13 protein-coding genes and 1 riboswitch are annotated in these 16,901 nt (G+C 38.9%); all 13 genes read right to left on the bottom strand.

Going from position 1 to position 16,901, the window contains the following annotated elements; genetic code table 11:
- Nucleotides 1–124 precede the first annotated feature (124 nt).
- Nucleotides 125–2,407 carry a type I pullulanase gene (gene pulA / locus AB2B47_RS01305; RefSeq protein ID WP_320693431.1) on the bottom strand — a complete coding sequence of 761 codons (2,283 nt, stop codon included), beginning with the start codon at nt 2,405–2,407 and terminating at the stop codon, nt 125–127.
- 106 nt (nt 2,408–2,513) lie between these two features.
- Nucleotides 2,514–4,472, bottom strand: a complete 1,959-nt coding sequence (gene ligA, locus AB2B47_RS01300; RefSeq protein WP_006151671.1) for an NAD-dependent DNA ligase LigA — start codon at nt 4,470–4,472, stop codon at nt 2,514–2,516.
- 92 nt (nt 4,473–4,564) lie between these two features.
- On the bottom strand, nt 4,565–5,824 hold the full coding sequence (locus AB2B47_RS01295) for a nucleobase:cation symporter-2 family protein (RefSeq protein WP_006152021.1): 1,260 nt from the start codon (nt 5,822–5,824) through the stop codon (nt 4,565–4,567).
- The gene (locus AB2B47_RS01290; RefSeq protein WP_006151911.1) at nt 5,824–6,405 is read right to left on the bottom strand and encodes a xanthine phosphoribosyltransferase; all 582 of its coding nucleotides are present in this window, start codon (nt 6,403–6,405) and stop codon (nt 5,824–5,826) included. The genes AB2B47_RS01295 and AB2B47_RS01290 overlap by 1 nt, the downstream gene beginning before the upstream one ends.
- A gap of 76 nt (nt 6,406–6,481) precedes the next feature.
- Nucleotides 6,482–6,578, bottom strand: a riboswitch (purine riboswitch).
- Nucleotides 6,571–7,554 (bottom strand): GMP reductase, encoded by a 984-nt coding sequence (gene guaC / locus AB2B47_RS01285; RefSeq protein WP_254724131.1) that lies wholly within the window; start codon nt 7,552–7,554, stop codon nt 6,571–6,573. Its footprint overlaps the riboswitch before it by 8 nt.
- A 182-nt stretch (nt 7,555–7,736) precedes the next feature.
- The gene (locus tag AB2B47_RS01280; RefSeq protein ID WP_006152373.1) at nt 7,737–9,032 is read right to left on the bottom strand and encodes an McrC family protein; all 1,296 of its coding nucleotides are present in this window, start codon (nt 9,030–9,032) and stop codon (nt 7,737–7,739) included.
- A complete protein-coding gene (locus AB2B47_RS01275; protein ID WP_006152352.1) occupies nt 9,019–10,869 on the bottom strand; it encodes an McrB family protein in 1,851 nt (616 codons plus the stop codon). Before AB2B47_RS01275 ends, AB2B47_RS01280 begins: the two co-directional genes overlap by 14 nt.
- 294 nt (nt 10,870–11,163) lie before the next feature.
- Nucleotides 11,164–11,943, bottom strand: coding sequence for an L-threonylcarbamoyladenylate synthase (locus AB2B47_RS01270; protein ID WP_006152365.1), 780 nt, complete (start codon nt 11,941–11,943; stop codon nt 11,164–11,166).
- A 27-nt stretch (nt 11,944–11,970) separates the two neighbouring features.
- A complete protein-coding gene (gene leuD / locus AB2B47_RS01265) occupies nt 11,971–12,564 on the bottom strand; it encodes a 3-isopropylmalate dehydratase small subunit (protein WP_006152349.1) in 594 nt (197 codons plus the stop codon).
- Nucleotides 12,565–12,573: 9 nt separating this feature from the next.
- Entirely contained in the window at nt 12,574–13,956 is a 1,383-nt protein-coding gene (gene leuC / locus AB2B47_RS01260; protein ID WP_006152382.1) for a 3-isopropylmalate dehydratase large subunit, read from the bottom strand.
- Between the two features lie 3 nt (nt 13,957–13,959).
- Entirely contained in the window at nt 13,960–14,229 is a 270-nt protein-coding gene (locus tag AB2B47_RS01255) for a DUF1294 domain-containing protein (protein ID WP_006152339.1), read from the bottom strand.
- Nucleotides 14,226–15,263: a 3-isopropylmalate dehydrogenase gene (leuB, locus tag AB2B47_RS01250; protein ID WP_006152358.1), complete on the bottom strand. Its 1,038-nt coding sequence runs from the start codon at nt 15,261–15,263 to the stop codon at nt 14,226–14,228. Before leuB ends, AB2B47_RS01255 begins: the two co-directional genes overlap by 4 nt.
- An 11-nt stretch (nt 15,264–15,274) precedes the next feature.
- Nucleotides 15,275–16,837, bottom strand: a complete 1,563-nt coding sequence (locus tag AB2B47_RS01245) for a 2-isopropylmalate synthase (RefSeq protein ID WP_320693430.1) — start codon at nt 16,835–16,837, stop codon at nt 15,275–15,277.
- Between the last annotated feature and the right edge of the window lie 64 nt (nt 16,838–16,901).

Below are 16,901 nucleotides of genomic sequence, written 5' to 3'. Positions count from 1 at the left end.
ATCTTAAGTACAATTTTATCAAATTTTCTGAAATTTTCAACTATTTTTAGTAATATTCCCATATTTTTTATTAGGACAAATTTATATATAAAAAAACTCAAGATTAATCTTGAGTTTTATTTTTTTAAACTAAAACATTCATAACTGCAACGCTCACATTATCAAGAGTGTTTTCTTGGTTTGAACGACTATTTGTAACCAACATTTCTAGATTTCCAGCATTTTCATAATAGAAAGATGCACCTTTGGCATTAAATACAACCAAGAAATGTTCTTTAGTTCCCTGAATCTCATAGACAATCCAGCCACTATTTTCAATAGCTGTGTGAACAAAGACGTGACGGTATACTTCCTCGTATGTAGGATATGAAAAGGCACTAGTCTTTGTTTTAAGCCCTATAATCTGACGAATAAATTCTATGCTTTCTTGACGCTCATTGATTAGGTCCCAGTCTACCTGGTTAACAGCGTCTGGAGCATTGTAACTGTTCATAGCACGTTCGCAATCATCATGAGTCAACTCACCGTTTTTACCTGTAGGAACCAGTTTAGTACGTCCAAACTCTTGACCAAGTTCCATAAAGGAGATGCCTTGCATGAGTAGATTCATTGCAGTTGCTGTTTCTACCTTTTTCATGATACTTGCTTGGTCTTCTGTTGGATGAAGTGTTGCTAATAAATCATGCAAGTTATAGTTATCATGGGCTTCTACATAGTTGACAACCTGGTTAGGGCTCAGATAAGAGCCTAGTTCACGACTACCAAGGATAGCTTTGGCAACAATTGGTTCAGTGGCAGCACCACTTACGAAGCCTGATTTGATATCACCATAAACTTCAGCACCCTTAATCGCATTACGTTGATCATCATTGAAAAAGCCAATATTAGGTAATTGATAGGCATTGTCTTTCTTAGCCTTATCATAAGGAGCAAGACCAGTTCCCATATCCCACCCTTCTCCATAAAGGATGATTTTAGGATCGACTTCATCCATAGCCCAACGAATCATCTGCATCGTTTTAACATCATGAATTCCCATCAAGTCAAAGCGGAAACCATCAATATTAAACTCATTCACCCAATAAAGCAGTGAATCAATCATGTACTTACGGAACATTTCGTGTTCACTAGCAGTCTCATTTCCTACACCAGTACCATTTTGATAACTTCCATCGCGATTCATTCGGTAATAATAGTCTGGGACTGTTGTTTGGAATGGGGCATCAACAGTTGAAAACGTATGGTTGTATACAACGTCCATGATGACACCAATACCAGCATCATGATAAGCTTGAATCATCGTCTTCAAATCTCGGATAACTTGACCTGGATCATTTGGATTCGTAGACATGCTGGTTTCTGGTGCATTGTAGTTTTGTGGATCGTAACCCCAGTTGTAGGTCACATTTCCATCTGCATCATACTCTTTGTGACGATCAGCAATTGGTTGCAGTTGAACATAGTTCACACCAAGTTCCTTGATGTAGTCAAATGCAGTAGACTGACCGAAGTGATTGACTGTTCCAGTCTGGGCAGCACCCAAGAATGTTCCTCTTAATTCTGGAGCAACACCAGAAGTTTCAGACTTGGTCAAGTCACGAATATGCATTTCGTAAACAACAGCTTGACAAGAATTTTCCAATCGCCAAGTAGCTTCCGTTCCATTCTTAACTTCAAAACCTTCAACTTGACGTTCTTTTTCTGAAAGAATCGCTGAACGTTTGCCATCTGGACTTGTCGCAATGGTATATGGATCTCGTGTCAATGATTGATGATGTGGAAAATTAATCTGATATTGATAGGCACGACCAGCAAGACTTTCAGGAACTGTCAAATTCCAAACGCCAATTGTATTATCCTTGTGACTATATGAATAACTGTTACCACGTTGCATTTCATAAGTCTTTAGGATAGCCGCATCATTACTTGCTGATTCATAAACTACAACTTGTACAGTTGTTGCTGTTGGCGACCAAAGTTTAAAGCTTGTTTCTTCTTCGGAAACCTGGCATCCCAACTCTCCTTGGTAACCCCAGTGGTGATCAAAACTAGCACTGTTAATCGCTTTATCAAAAGCAAATGGATTTTGATCTTTATAGTGTGGACTTGCAATGGCTGGGTTTTCAGAATAATAAACGGTGGCATCTCCATCTAAAATCCAAACTTCTGTTAAGAGTGGATAATGATTGAATCGGATAGGATATTCTTTGCTTACTCCATCTTTATCAACTGTAAACACCATTTGTTCAAGAGGTGTTTCACTTGATTGGGTAAATGAAAATTTATCTCCAAAGTATTCTTGCTCTTTAACAAACTCTACTGAATCAGCTGGCCATTTACTAAAGTTGCAACTCTGATATGCTTCATCCTTACGATGATAATGAATAAGTACAGGATAATTGTACATGTTTTTCCCTAATTTCTAATTATTAATTTATATAGTAACATTTCTTGATTCACTTATTTGGATAGAAGCAAGAAATGATAGATGATTATTCTAGACTGTATATTCCTTACAAACTCTCAAGCCAAGCTTCATCTCGAATCTCAATTCCTAGTTCCTGTGCTTTTTGGAGTTTGCTTCCTGCATCTGCTCCTGCTACTACAAGGTCAGTCTTCTTCGATACGCTACCCGTTACCTTGGCACCAAGATTTTCGAGCTTACTTTTGGCTTCCGAGCGAGTAAGACGTTCAAGTTTCCCTGTCAATACGACAGTTAGACCTGATAAGGCAGCATCTGCTGCAATGACCTGTCCTTTATAGTCTAGAGTAACACCTAATTCTTTCAATTCACTTAAAAGAATTTTTGCACCCTCGGTCTCAAAATAAGATTGGAGACTTTGAGCAATGACACTTCCCAAACTTTCGATGCTTGCTACTTCTTCAGGATTTGCTTGAGCAAGTGACTCGATTGAATGGAAATGTTGTAAGAGTAACTGACTTGCCTTGCTTCCAACATGACGAATCCCTAAACCAAACAAAAGTTTTTCAGCAGAATTTTCTTTAGAAGCTTGAATAGCCTGATAAAGTTTTTGAGCTGATTTCTCCTTGATGCCATCTAGCAAGAGAAAATTTTCCACAGTTAAGCGATAAATATCCGCAACATCTTTAACTAAATTGGCGGCAAATAATTTTTCTACGATTGATGGACCAAGGCCAGAAATATTCATGGCGTCACGAGATGCGAAATGAATTAGACCTTCCTTGATTTGAGCTGGACAACGTGGGTTTATACAACGAAGGGCAACTTCATCTTCAAAATGCAAAAGCTTACTGTCACAACTTGGACAGTTTGTTGGAATGTCGAGTTTTTCTTCAGATATACGCTTGGATTCTACTACACGTAAAACAGCTGGTATGATATCCCCTGCCTTATAAACAATCACTGTATCATCCTTGCGGATATCCTTTTCAGCAATATAGTCGACATTATGAAGCGTTGCACGACTAACTGTTGTACCTGCCAATTGCACCGGAGTAAGATTAGCAGTCGGAGTTACGACACCAGTTCTTCCTACTGTCCAGTCAACAGAAAGCAATTTTGCTTCTTTTTCTTCTGCAGGGAACTTATAAGCGACTGCCCACTTAGGCGCTTTAACTGTAAAACCAAGTTGCTCTTGACCAGCTAGGTCGTTGACCTTAATAACAACACCGTCAATATCATAAGGCAATTGGTCTCTTTCATGACCTACTTCTTTGATAAACTGCCAAACCTCATCCATGCTGTGAGCTAATAGTCGTCTTGGATTGACAACAAAGCCCAACTGTTCCAGATGATTTAAAACCTTCTCTTGGCTGTCTCTAGTTGAAGGACTTGCTTCCTGATAGAGGAAAGTTGCAAGATTACGCTTAGCTACTACTGCTGTATCTAACTGGCGAAGGGTTCCTGCAGCTGCATTTCGTGGATTAGCAAACTCCGGCTCCCCGTTTTCTTGACGAGCAAGATTGACTTGATTGAAAGAAGCTCTTGGCATATAACATTCACCACGAACTGTTATATCTATTTTTTCAGATAATGATAAAGGAATGTCCTTGACACGTTTGAGATTTTCTGTGATATTCTCACCGACAGAACCATCACCACGAGTCGCTCCAGCAACAAAAATTCCTTGCTCATAAGTCAAGGAAATCGATAAACCATCAATTTTCAACTCACAGATATAAGTAACGTCATCCAATTCTTTACGAACACGCGCATCAAAGGCATCGAGCTCTTCACGAGAAAAAGCATCCTGCAAACTATAGAGAGGATACTGATGACTATATTTTTCAAAACCATCTAGAATCTTACCGCCAACATGGTGGGTTGGACTATCTGGCAAGACTTGCTCTGGGTGAGCTTTTTCTAACTCTACCAGTTCACGATAGAGACGATCATACTCACTATCAGATACAGATGGGTTATCACTTGTATAATACTCTGTCGCATAGCGATTGAGCAACTCAACGAGCTCTTTCATTCTTTCATTCATAGAACCATTTTACCATAAAAAGGACTATAGAAACAATACAGAAGCTCTAAAAAACAAAATGAGAAGGATAATTCTATCCTTCTCACTTATTTTTATTTTTTACGATTCAAAATAGCGTTCAAAATGATGGCCACTGTACTTGCAATGACGATACCATTTGAGAAGAACATTTGTAATTCAGTCGGTAAAGTATTGAAGAGGTTGCTTCCGTTTAATCCCACACCAGCAGCAATAGAAACTGCTGCAATAAGGAAATTGTGTTCATTGTGTTCGAAATCTACACGAGACAAGATTTGCATTCCTTGTAGAGAAACAAAACCGAACATGACGAGCATGGCTCCACCTAGAACAGGGCTAGGGATAATCTGTGCTAAGGCACCGAATTTAGGCAAGAGACCAAGTAAGATAAGAAAACCTGCAGCATAGTAGATCGGCAAACGTGTACGAATACCTGAAAGTTTCACCAAACCAACGTTTTGAGAAAAACCTGTATAAGGGAAGGTATTGAAAAGTCCACCAAGTAAAACAGCAAGACCTTCAGCACGATAACCATTACGGAGACGAGTGCTATCGATTGGATCTTTAGTAATATCAGAAAGGGCAAGATATACACCAGTTGATTCTACCATTGATACAGTAGCGATAATACACATCATTACAATAGAAGAAATCTCAAATTGTGGAGCACCAAAGTAGAATGGAGTTGGGATATGAACAAGTGGAGCTTCTGCTACTGGAGAGAAATCAACCAAGCCCATAGTCGCAGCGATGATAGTACCTGCAATCAAACCAATCAAAATAGAAATTGACTTAATAAAACCTTTTGTAAAGATATTAACCAAGAGAATGATAAGAATAGTGATTGTTGCTAACGCTAGACTTTGTCCCGTTGGTTTTTCGACGTTATTTCCCATATTTCCGATAGCTACAGGAATCAAGGTTAAACCGATTGTTGTAATGACAGAACCTGTTACGATTGAAGGGAACAGATTAGCAATCTTAGAAAATACGCCTGCTACAAGAACGACATAAATACCAGAAGCAATCAAGGCCCCAAACATAGCACCACTACCGTGACTTTGTCCAATCATAATAAGTGGAGCAACAGACTGAAAGGCCACACCCAGAACAACCGGTAAACCGACACCGAAATATTTATTTAATTGTAACTGCAATAGAGTTGCAACACCACACATAAAGATATCTGTAGAGATAAGGTATGTCAGTTGTTGAGGTGAGTAACCTAGGGCACCTGCAATCATGATTGGTACCAGGATTGAACCTGAGTACATAGCAAGTAAGTGTTGCAAGCCCAATACGGCCGCTTTTGAGTGGTTTTCTTTTTGATTCATTAGATTTCTGCCTCCTTGAAGATAACTCTTCCATTTTCAAAACGCTCTAAACGAGCAAGTGATACTACCTGATGACCTGATTTTTCTAACAGTTCACGACCATCTTGGAAAGATTTTTCAATCACAATCCCGACGGCCTCGACTGTAGCACCAGCTTGTTCGATAATCTGAATCAAACCTTTAGCTGCTTGACCATTAGCCAAGAAATCATCAATAATTAATACTTTATCTCCTGGAGATAAGAACTTCCCTGCAATGGATACGGTACTAGTAACTTGCTTAGTGAAAGAATAAACCTCAGCAGTCAAAATTCCTTCATTCATGGTAATATTTTTTGCCTTCTTAGCAAAAATCATAGGTACATCTAATTGTTCTGCAACATATAGAGCTGGAGCAATTCCAGATGCTTCAATGGTTACGACTTTGGTAATACCTGCATTTTTAAAATATTCTGCAAAGGTGCGGCCAATCTCGCGCATTAACTTATAATCAACTTGGTGAGTTAAGAAAGAATCCACCTTAAGAATATTCTCACCTAGAATATTCCCATCTTTTAAAATACGTTCCTCTAGTAATTTCACAATAACCTCCGAAATAAAAAGGGACTCACAAAGCAAGTCCCTCGGAAACATAGAAACAGATAGTACTGCTTCTTTTATCTCTCTTCGACTTACTCATTGTTAGGTATTTACGGTACCTTGTAGAAACGCCACGCCAATTCGCGGCATAAATAAGTAATCATATTTTTAGTGAGCATCTCCATTCCAGATAGAGTTCTTCACAATCACATAATCTACATGTCTAAGATCAGCTACCTTTCGACCTCCAGCATAAGAAATCGAACTTTGCAAATCTTGTTCCATCTCAGTTAGGGTATCTTGTAAATGTCCTTTGGCAGGAAGAAGAATTTTCTTGCCTTCGACATTCTTATAGGCACCTTTTTGGTATTCTGAAGCGGAACCATAGTATTCTTTAAATTGTTTACCATCGACTTCGACAGTTTTACCAGGGCTTTCGATATGGCCTGCAAATAACGAACCAATCATAACCATACTTGCACCAAAGCGGATTGACTTGGCAATATCTCCGTGTGTACGGATTCCACCATCGGCAATAATCGGTTTACGCGCAGCTTTAGCACACCAGCGAAGAGCTGCCAACTGCCAACCACCAGTACCAAAACCAGTTTTAACCTTAGTAATACATACTTTACCTGGACCGATTCCAACCTTAGTAGCGTCTGCTCCAGCATTCTCTAATTCACGTACAGCTTCTGGAGTACCAACGTTACCAGCAATGACAAAGGTATCTGGCAATTCTTTCTTAATGTGCTGAATCATTGAAATGACACTGTCGGCATGTCCATGAGCGATATCAATAGTGATGTACTCTGGAGCATCTTCCTTTAATTGACTAACAAAATCATATTCGTAATCTTTAACACCAACAGAGATAGAAGCAATCAACCCTTTTTCGTGCATGCGTTTCACAAAAGGTATACGGCCAGCTTCATCGAAGCGATGCATGATATAGAAATAACCACCTTTTGCAAGTTGTTCTGCAACATCTTCATCCAAGATAGTTTGCATATTAGAAGGAACAACTGGTAATTTAAAGGTGTGCTTCCCTAGTGTTACTTGTGTGTCAGCCTCTGCTCGACTTTGAAGAACACACTTATTAGGAATTAGCTGAATATCTTCATAGTCAAAAATCGGAAATTCGTTTAACATTTCAATGTCTCGTTTCTTTTATAATGACCTACCTATGCTTGCGCATCACTACGCCTTTTCCGACGTTTCCTCTAACGATTATAAACTAAGGTAAAGTTTTTGTCAATTATTTTGAAACCTAAAATTTATAACGTTCGGATTTTACTCCTTATTTCATAAAAAATAGAGAGTTTTTAGACTCTCTATTTTTGATTTATATTATTTTGAAAAATTTCTTCGGAACTTTCCATCATTTCACAAAAATCATTATATGATGAGGCCTTTTGAGGGATTTGGATAGACAATTTCTTCAACATAGCTCCATAACCTGCTAGCTTTCCTATCTCATTATCAACAACCTTGTGCTTGCTCGGAAAAATCAGTCCAGCTTTCTCAGCTTTTAAAATATAAGAATAGGAAATCAACTGAAACAAGTCCTCACGGTTTATTCCTTTTTCAGTATCTTCAAGTTTTTTATATTTAGAATCTAGAACAATCTTTCGTTCTCTATCATAAAAATCTGGAAATACCTTTCGCTTCCCACCAGAAAATACAGAGATACCACCTTTCTTTTCTTTATTGCGTGGATGTATGAAATCTTTTGGCAACAAGGCATGAACATATTCTTCCCAAAGCCAAGCAACATCAAAAAGAATACCATGGATTTTTTGCTCCTGGTATCCTAAACCATGCTCTTCTCTATTTAGGATCATCAGACAAAGTTCTTGCAATTTTCTGTACTCGCGAAAGTAGGCATGACGAAGAGGTTTTGTTTGATTTAGTCGAATAACCTTAGAACGATCAGCTTGTTTATACGAAGGTGTTACACGAATTATTTCTGTAATATTTTCACGATTAGTACAAATGATGCCTCTTCCTAGAGATTTTTGATTTTTAATGTACTCGATAGTATGACGAATCAGTTGCATCATCGGATTGTCATAAGTAAATTCTCTTGTAGTATAAGCAATATTACCTGTGAAAGGAAGATTTTTCTTGAGATGATTTACTACATCAATTACTCCCTTGATATGACTATCATTATGGGAAAACCTCTGGTATTCCTTATAAATTCCCTTTCGCATAGCAGCTTCCAAATACTTTGGAAAGAGGTAGATTAAAAGCTGATAGAGTCTTTCCTCGCGCGATAAACCAACATCCAAACTAGTGAGATTGATATTTAGAACTTTCTGCAATAGATAATGCAAAAAATAGTCATCACTTTTACTCGAAAAACGAGAAGAAATGGTTAATCTCTCCTGACCACATCCCAGAAATCCAATCACATTCCCTGTATTAATTTTCTGATTGACTGTTTCCAAAATCTTTTGTTCCTTATCCAAATCAGGAGAATTTTTCAGATCGTTTGGAAATATAAAGATACTTTCTTCTTGAGAAAGATTATCTAGAGTTCTATCTAAAAGGACTTGACTAATTTTAGGGTATTCTGTGATAAACTCTTCTTTGTTTAAGGCCTGTTGATTGTCAGTTAACTGCATCGTCATCACCAATATCTTGCTGATTTGTCAAATCATATGCTTTTTTCAAAGTATTCAGTATTTCGTCTTCTTCATAAGAACCACGCAAGTAATCTTCCAAAAGTGGTTTGAGATAATCAGACCAGAGTAATTCATAATCATAATCCAATTCTTTTAAATTACGGAAATAACTTGGTCCGATATGATAATGACTGTTTAGCTCCTGAACATTTTCGATAGCAACATTCAAGTTTCTTAGTCGAGTTTTAGCTTCTTCAGCATGCTCACCTAGTTTTTCATCAAGGATGTATAGTTGGCTTTCAGCAGTAACTTCAACAAAACGGAAACGACGACGCATAGCAAAATCAAATGTATCCACTGATCGGTCAATATCATTCATGGTTCCTATAATATAGACATTCTCAGGAATATAAAACTTGTCATCACTTTCGTGTAGATTGGCATATTGGGTAGAAACTTCCCCATCTCTACCACGATAGCCGGGGTCGATAGAGAAAAAGAGCTCCCCAAAAATCTTAGAAATCTCACCACGGTTGATTTCATCGATGATGAAGACGAATTTCTTGTCAGTGTTGATCGTTGGAGACACATAATCATATAAGCCATAACTTTCTTTCATGTGATCTAAAACGATTTTTTGATAAGTTTCGTACTTTAACTTAGTTTCCTCACCCTTGTACAAAAGATACACTTTTTCTTTGGTAGCAACAGGAGAATCAAACTTCACATTCCCTTGACTATTTAAACTGGCTGGAACCGAACTACGAGGGAAGAAATATTGTCCTTGCTTTTCATTGATAGCATCCGTTAGCTTAGCCCACGTTTCTTCAAAATTATCTTGACCTCCAGTCTTCTGAGCTTCTTTTGCCTTCTGGCAAAACTCTTTAAAAATACCATCTTGTAATTTAAACTCAATAGCTCCATCCCCATTTGATACTGGTCTCAACCCCTCCACAAAATCTGTATAATCATAGGAAGGGTGAAATTGTACAAAGCCAATTTGATCTTCATTACCACCCGTTAGCTCTGCCGCTATTTCTTTAGCAAGATAAGTTTTTCCTGTACCAGGTGCACCACGAAGGATGAGGTTTTTGGATTGCAATAAAATATTTTTATATTTGTTAATATTTTCTAACATGTTTACATCTTTCTTCTCTTTTTTCACATAGAAACTAGTAAAATTGTCGTAAAACTCTTTTAAAATATCATTAGGTTCCGCGGTTGATTCCAATTCTAAATCTTTGACAAGGTATTTATACCCTAAATCTTCATCTTGTTTATTACTATACCATTTTACTATTTTAAATTCTGTGAGTTTAAATCTCTCAAAACCACACCTTATATTTATCCATGAATTATCAATTTTATTTAATTGATAACCAAAGTAAGGTAGTTTTCTATATCCTTCACCATTTTTTGGACCACACTGACCTGTGTTAAGCATTTCAACTTTGTATGGAATATCCTCAATTGTAACAGCAGGATAAATAACTTTAGCTCCATCTAATTTTTGAGAACGTTTAATTTTTATATCTTTCGAATTATAGATATTTGCTTGATTCACAAATTTAGCCAAAAATTCTCTGAAGACTTTATAACACTCTGAGTTATTTCCACTTTTTACAAACTCATAAGATTTATTTATAAAAGGGAAAATCTCATTTAGTGAATTTTCGTCCTTAATAAAATACTCAGCATCAAGTGTCCAACCAAATGAATCAGGCTTCTTATTAAATATCAAAAAATCTGAATCACGAAGGCTTTTGGAGAGAACGGCAATCTTTATTCCTTTATTCTGAAAGTTAATCTCTATAAAGTTTTGTAACTTTCCTTTCATATTTTAACCTGAAAAGAAATATAACTTTTTGTTTGATTTTCAATTGCATCTGGGAATTCTTTTTTTATTCTATCAATAAAAGTTGATTCAGATATCATAATGCCTTACCTCGCTTATTAAATGATTATTAAAGGTTCTAAATATAATTTGTTAGTGTAAACATTTTTAATAACTATCTTAACACACATTTCATATATAGAATATCATATCCTATAAAAAATGAAAAGAATTTCTAAAGAAAAAGCCCAGCGTTAGGAGATTAAATGCCTCTTAACACTAGACTTCTTTTTTATCCTAATAATACTCACCCTGACGGTAGTCCCATGAGTTAAAGGTGTCTGACAAATGCATCATGATTTTATCAATGTCAAGCCCTTTGCGGATCACAACTGGCGCTGGTGAAGTTGAACGTGCTCCTCCTTGTTCTGGGATAAGCTTGCCGTCTTTATCAACCATAGATACCATCACGCCTTGCTCGTAGCGCGTTTCAATCGTTTTGTCCGGTTGGATTGAAGCAACGTAGTCATCTGCTTCGATGACAAGGTCCACTGCTCCTTCAATACGTTCTCCAATACCTTCTACCTTACCACGGTTTCCTTTTCCAGATGGGTTGGCTGATGAGGCATAGACCATTTTACCTTCTTCCCAAAGTTTAGCAGCCAATTGTTCACCAGCTTTACCAAACTTGATGACAAAACAGCTAGTACCACGAACGTCTGTCATGAGTTCTTCACGGCCATCACCGTATGTTTTCAATTTCTCAAAGGCTTCTGGTTTCCATGGAAGGATACAACCTAGAAGAATGTCTTCGTCCCAATGTTTTTGGTAGAAGGCTTCAATTTCTGGATTGAGTTGGGCTAAAGCACGAAGCTCATCCATGCTACCACAAAGTACAACACCTGGCTTGTTACGGTTACGCTCTTTAGCTTCAAACTTACGCTCAAGTCCTACCTTATCGCTAGTCATGATAATGTAACCGACTTTAGTAGGACAAACGATACATCCGCCCTCACCTTTTAAAATGTCATATCCTTCTTGTGAAAGTGTTCCGTTCCATTGAATGTGTTTTGTCATAGTTCTATAGTTCCTTTTCTATTTTTTCTAATCCTGCCAGTAGGCTGGTCGTTGTTTTTCATAGGCAGCAATCAAGTCTTCATACTGCAAAGTAATACCGATATCATCCAAGCCATTTAAGAGCTTGTGTTTCCATTCGCTATCAATTTCGAAAGTGAATTCTCCGACTGGTGAAATGATTTTTTGTTGTTCCAAGTCAACAGTTACTTGGTCGCTCGGTTTGAGTTGGGCGAGCTTTTCTCTAACTTCCCTTGGTTGAACAATTGGCAACATGCCATTATTGAGTTCATTATTGTAATGAATGTCACCGAAAGATCCTGCAATTACGACCTTAAAACCATAATCTGCTAATGCCCAAGCTGCGTGCTCCCTCGAAGAACCAGCTCCAAAGTTATCTCCCGTGATGAGGATAGTAGCTTTGCGATATTCAGGTCGGTTAAAGACAAAATCTGGATCCTCAGTATACTTATCATCCGAATAACGCCAAGCATACATGAGGTATTTGCCAAAACCTTTCTTGTCAATCAACTTCAAAAACTGTTTGGGAAGAATTTGGTCGGTATCGATATTGTCATTCATCAGAGGAACGGTCGTTCCCGTATAAACTGTAAATTTTTCCATATCCTCTCCTTACTGAGCTTCTGGCATTTGCCGTACATCTACGAAACGTCCTGCGATTGCTGCCGCAGCTGCCATGGCTGGGCTACAGAGATGAGTCTTAGCACCAAATCCTTGTCGATCTTCAAAGTTACGATTGCTAGTTGAGGCACAATGAACACCATCTGGTACTTTATCAGGATTCATCCCGAGGCACATGGAGCATCCAGGGTCTCTCCATTCGAAGCCAGCATCTAGGAATACCTTGTCCAAACCTAACTTCTCAGCAGCTCGCTTGACTGGTCGAGAACCTGGAACTACAATTGCTGTTAGATTGGGAGCTATTTTCTTTCCTTTGACAAATCGCGCAGCCAGTTGCAAATCACTAAGTCTAGCGTTGGTACAAGAGCCAATAAAGACATAGCCTAGTTGGATATCTGCTGGTTTCTGACCTGGTTGTAAATCCATGTAATGATAAGCACGTTCATCATTCATATCCTTAATTTCTGGAAAACTAGAATCAAAGTCAACGCCCATAGCAGGATTGGTTCCCCAAGTCACCATAGGAGCCAATTCAGAGGCATCCATCCGGATAACCTTGTCATAAACGACATCGTCGTCGCTAACAAGCCTTTTCCAATCAGCTACTGCTGCATCAAAATCTTTGGGTACACACTCTCGTCCCTTTAAATAGTCAAAAGTGGTCTGATCTGGATTCATGATTCCCATTTTGGAACCAAATTCGATGGACATATTGCAGATAGTCATTCGTCCTTCCATGCTCAGTGCATCAATAGCCTGACCTCGATACTCCACCACGTAGCCAACACCACAAGCAACACCGTACTTGGCAATCAAGGCTAGTATGAAATCCTTGGCATAAACCCCTTTTTGAGGAACTCCTGTGAATTCCACCAACATTTTCTTGGGTTTAACCTGCCAAATGGTTTGGGTTGCAAAGACATGTTCGACCTCACTGGTTCCAATACCGAAGGCAATCGCTCCAAAAGCTCCGTGAGTTGCTGTATGACTATCACCACAGACGATAAATTTTCCTGGTTGTGTTCTTCCTGTTTCTGGACCAACCATATGAACGATCCCTTGTTTTTCTGAACCGTGGGCAGCATGTTCAATCCCGAATTCCTCAACATTTTCAGCTAACTTATCAATCTGTGCTTTGGAGATTACATCTCGAATATCATATATATTAACCGTCGGGACATTGTGGTCAAAGGTACCAAATGTTAAATCTGGTCGTCTCAATCTACGTCCTGCATCTCTCAATCCTTGAAAAGCTTGAGGACTGGTCACCTCGTGAATATAGTGCTGATCTACATACATGAGTTGAGGCTGTCCCTCTTCTCCTGTAATCACATGGAGGTCCCATAATTTATCAAAAATCGATTTTCCTGCCATTCATTACCTCCATATCAAATACAAAGCTACTAGTGTAGTCACCATTCCTAGGAACCAAACCGTTTTAAAATACCATTTTCTAGTCTTGTGGTGAAAGGTAACACCTGCCAACCAAGCACCAAAACCACCACACAAGAATGCAAATGATAATAAATATTTTTCAGGGATGCGCCAAGCACCTCTTTTTGCTTTAGATTTATCAATACCATAAATCATAAATACCAATAGATTCCAAATCAAAATAGCAAAAGTAATTCCTTGATTTATCTTCATAATCTTTCAATGATGGCTTCCGTCATTTCCTTGGTCGAAGCCTGTCCTCCTATATCTCTCGTTAAAATTCCGGCAGCCAAAGTTGCTTCAACAGCACGCTCGATACGCTCCGCATCCTCATATCGTCCAAAGCTATCACGAAACATCATAGCAACTGATAAAATCATAGAAATAGGATTGGCGATTCCTAGGCCTGCAATATCAGGCGCTGAACCATGAATAGGTTCATAGAGACTCGGTCCATTCTCAGAGTGACTGGCTGATGGCATAACCCCAAGTGTACCAGATAGAACACTTGACTCATCCGAGAGGATATCTCCGAAAAGATTCTCTGTCACGATAACATCAAACTTGGCTGGATTGGTAATCATGAGCATGGCAGCTGAGTCGACCAACTGGTGTTCCAGGATTACATCTGGAAAATCTTTTGCGACTTCCTCAGCCACTCTTCGCCAAAGTTTTGAGGTTGCCAAAACATTTTGCTTATCAATACTGGTCAGGATTTTTCTGCGACTTCTTGCGATTTCAAAAGCCTTACGAATAATTCGCTTTACTTCCTCATAACTATAATCATTGATATCACGCGCTTTTCGCTCTTCAAGGATATGATCACCAAAGTAAATCCCACCTGTCAACTCACGCACCACGACAAAGTCAACACCAGCAATTCGTTCAGGTTTGAGAGGCGATAAGTGCTTGAGACTATCAAAAATCTTTACCGGACGAATATTGGCATAAAGATTAAGTTCCTTGCGGAGTGCCAAAAGCCCTTGTTCGGGTCGAACTGTAGCATTATCATACTGAGGACCACCTATTGCAGCAAGGAGGATAGCGTCCGCTTCTCTAGCAGCCTTTAGTGTTGCTTCTGGTAAAGGGTGTCCTGTAACATCAATACCTGCACCTCCAAAAGGTCTTCTATCTATCTCATAGTCAAAGCCTGTTTTTTCAGCTAAAGCCTCCAGAACTTCTAACCCAGCCTCCATGATTTCTGGTCCAATCCCATCACCTGCTAGGGCAACAATTTTCTTTGTCATGGTATTCTCCTTTAAAGACTAGGCATGTCGCGATAGGAAACATTTGGACCTATCTCTCCGGTATTCTCTTTTTGGACAAAAGTATTGGCATTGATGTAGGCAATAGCTGAAGCCTTCAACACATCGAAATCAATTCCGGCTGCGTTAAAGATTGTTTCTGTTTCTCTATTTTCAACGGTAACCAAAACCCTTGCCTGAGCGTCTATACCATCCGTTACCGCATCAATGGTGTAGGATACCAGGCGAACAGATTGATTAAAGAACTTGTCAACAGCGTTAAAGATAGCCTCAACAGAACCTTGTCCAGTCGCATTAAAGTCGACTTTCTCACCGTCCAAATTAGCCAATCTGACAGTCGCTTCAATTTCATTTTCCGCATGAGTTTGAAGTTGTAAATCATCAAAGTGAAAGCCTTCTGGGTTTTCAACCATGGTTCCAGCTACCAGAGCACGAATATCCGCGTCTGTGACTTCTTGTTTCTTATCTGCAAGTGATTTGAATTTGTCAAAGAGTGGCTTAATATCCTCTTCTGTGAAGTCTAAGGCCAGTTCTCTCAGTTTTTCTACAAAGGCATGGCGACCAGATAATTTTCCAAGCGGAAGACTATTACTCTTTACACCCACCAATTCTGGTGTTATGATTTCATAGGTAAGTGGGTTTTTAAGAACTCCGTCTTGGTGAATACCTGATTCATGAGAAAAGGCATTTCCACCGACAACTGCCTTATTTTTGGGAACTGGAATTCCTGAGAAGCGAGAGACCATTTCGGACGTATTAATCGTTTCGTTTAGGACGATACTTGACTCTGCTTGGTAATAATCCTGACGAATATTGAGGGCTACCGCTATTTCTTCTAAAGCAGCATTCCCAGCTCGTTCGCCGATTCCGTTAATGGTTCCTTCGACACGTCCTGCACCATTCTTTACAGCAGCGAGGCTATTTGCTACTGCCATTCCAAGGTCATCATGGCAGTGAGGTGAATAGATAATCTGACGGTCTGTTTGGACATTGTCAATCAGATATTTAAAGATACTTCCGTATTCCTCTGGAGTTGTAAAACCTACTGTATCAGGAATATTAATATAAGTCGCACCCGCATCGACCGCAGTTTGAACGACTTGTAGAAGAAAGTCCAGCTCAGTTCTAGTAGCATCTTCTGGAGAGAATTCTACTACTTCAAACTTACTCCGTGCATAGGAAACATGTTCACTGATCGCTTCCAAAATCTCTTCCTTACTCTTATTGAGCTTATACTTACGGTGAATCGGACTGGTAGCGATAAAGACGTGAATCTGAGGATACTTTGCATCTTTAAGTGCTTCATAGCAAGCGTCAATGTCTGATTTAACAGAACGTGCTAAGCCTGTCACGGCTGTTTTTTTCATAGCCTTAGCAATTTCTTGAACAGCTGTAAATGAATCTGGACTAGCAGCCGGAAAACCAGCTTCGATTGCTGAAATCCCCCATTTCTCTAACTGTTTTGCTATAGCAACCTTTTCCTTTATTGAAAAATTGACACCTGGTGTCTGCTCACCATCTCGGAGACTGGTATCTAAAAACTCAACTACACGCATGAGAATTCTCCCTTCACATTTTCGATATAGAAAAAACATCTCGCTCGGAGTTCCAAGCGAGATG

It is taken from the genome of Streptococcus wuxiensis (assembly GCF_040888245.1).
GTDB classification, from domain to species: domain Bacteria; phylum Bacillota; class Bacilli; order Lactobacillales; family Streptococcaceae; genus Streptococcus; species Streptococcus wuxiensis.
The sequence above is the reverse complement of the archived record's forward strand: the minus strand, read 5'-3'. Positions and strand labels throughout refer to the sequence as shown.

Bases quoted from the DNA above. Each gene is read 5' to 3' on its own strand.
- AB2B47_RS01280 (WP_006152373.1), bottom strand. From the start codon at position 9,032: ATGCAGTTAACTGACAATCAACAGGCCTTAAACAAAGAAGAGTTTATC.
- AB2B47_RS01295 (WP_006152021.1), bottom strand. From the start codon at position 5,824: ATGAATCAAAAAGAAAACCACTCAAAAGCGGCCGTATTGGGCTTGCAA.
- leuD (WP_006152349.1), bottom strand. From the start codon at position 12,564: ATGGAAAAATTTACAGTTTATACGGGAACGACCGTTCCTCTGATGAAT.
- guaC (WP_254724131.1), bottom strand. From the start codon at position 7,554: ATGTTAAACGAATTTCCGATTTTTGACTATGAAGATATTCAGCTAATT.
- pulA (WP_320693431.1), bottom strand. From the start codon at position 2,407: ATGTACAATTATCCTGTACTTATTCATTATCATCGTAAGGATGAAGCA.
- leuC (WP_006152382.1), bottom strand. From the start codon at position 13,956: ATGGCAGGAAAATCGATTTTTGATAAATTATGGGACCTCCATGTGATT.
- ligA (WP_006151671.1), bottom strand. From the start codon at position 4,472: ATGAATGAAAGAATGAAAGAGCTCGTTGAGTTGCTCAATCGCTATGCG.
- leuB (WP_006152358.1), bottom strand. From the start codon at position 15,263: ATGACAAAGAAAATTGTTGCCCTAGCAGGTGATGGGATTGGACCAGAA.
- AB2B47_RS01270 (WP_006152365.1), bottom strand. From the start codon at position 11,943: ATGACAAAACACATTCAATGGAACGGAACACTTTCACAAGAAGGATAT.
- AB2B47_RS01255 (WP_006152339.1), bottom strand. From the start codon at position 14,229: ATGAAGATAAATCAAGGAATTACTTTTGCTATTTTGATTTGGAATCTA.
- AB2B47_RS01275 (WP_006152352.1), bottom strand. From the start codon at position 10,869: ATGAAAGGAAAGTTACAAAACTTTATAGAGATTAACTTTCAGAATAAA.
- AB2B47_RS01245 (WP_320693430.1), bottom strand. From the start codon at position 16,837: ATGCGTGTAGTTGAGTTTTTAGATACCAGTCTCCGAGATGGTGAGCAG.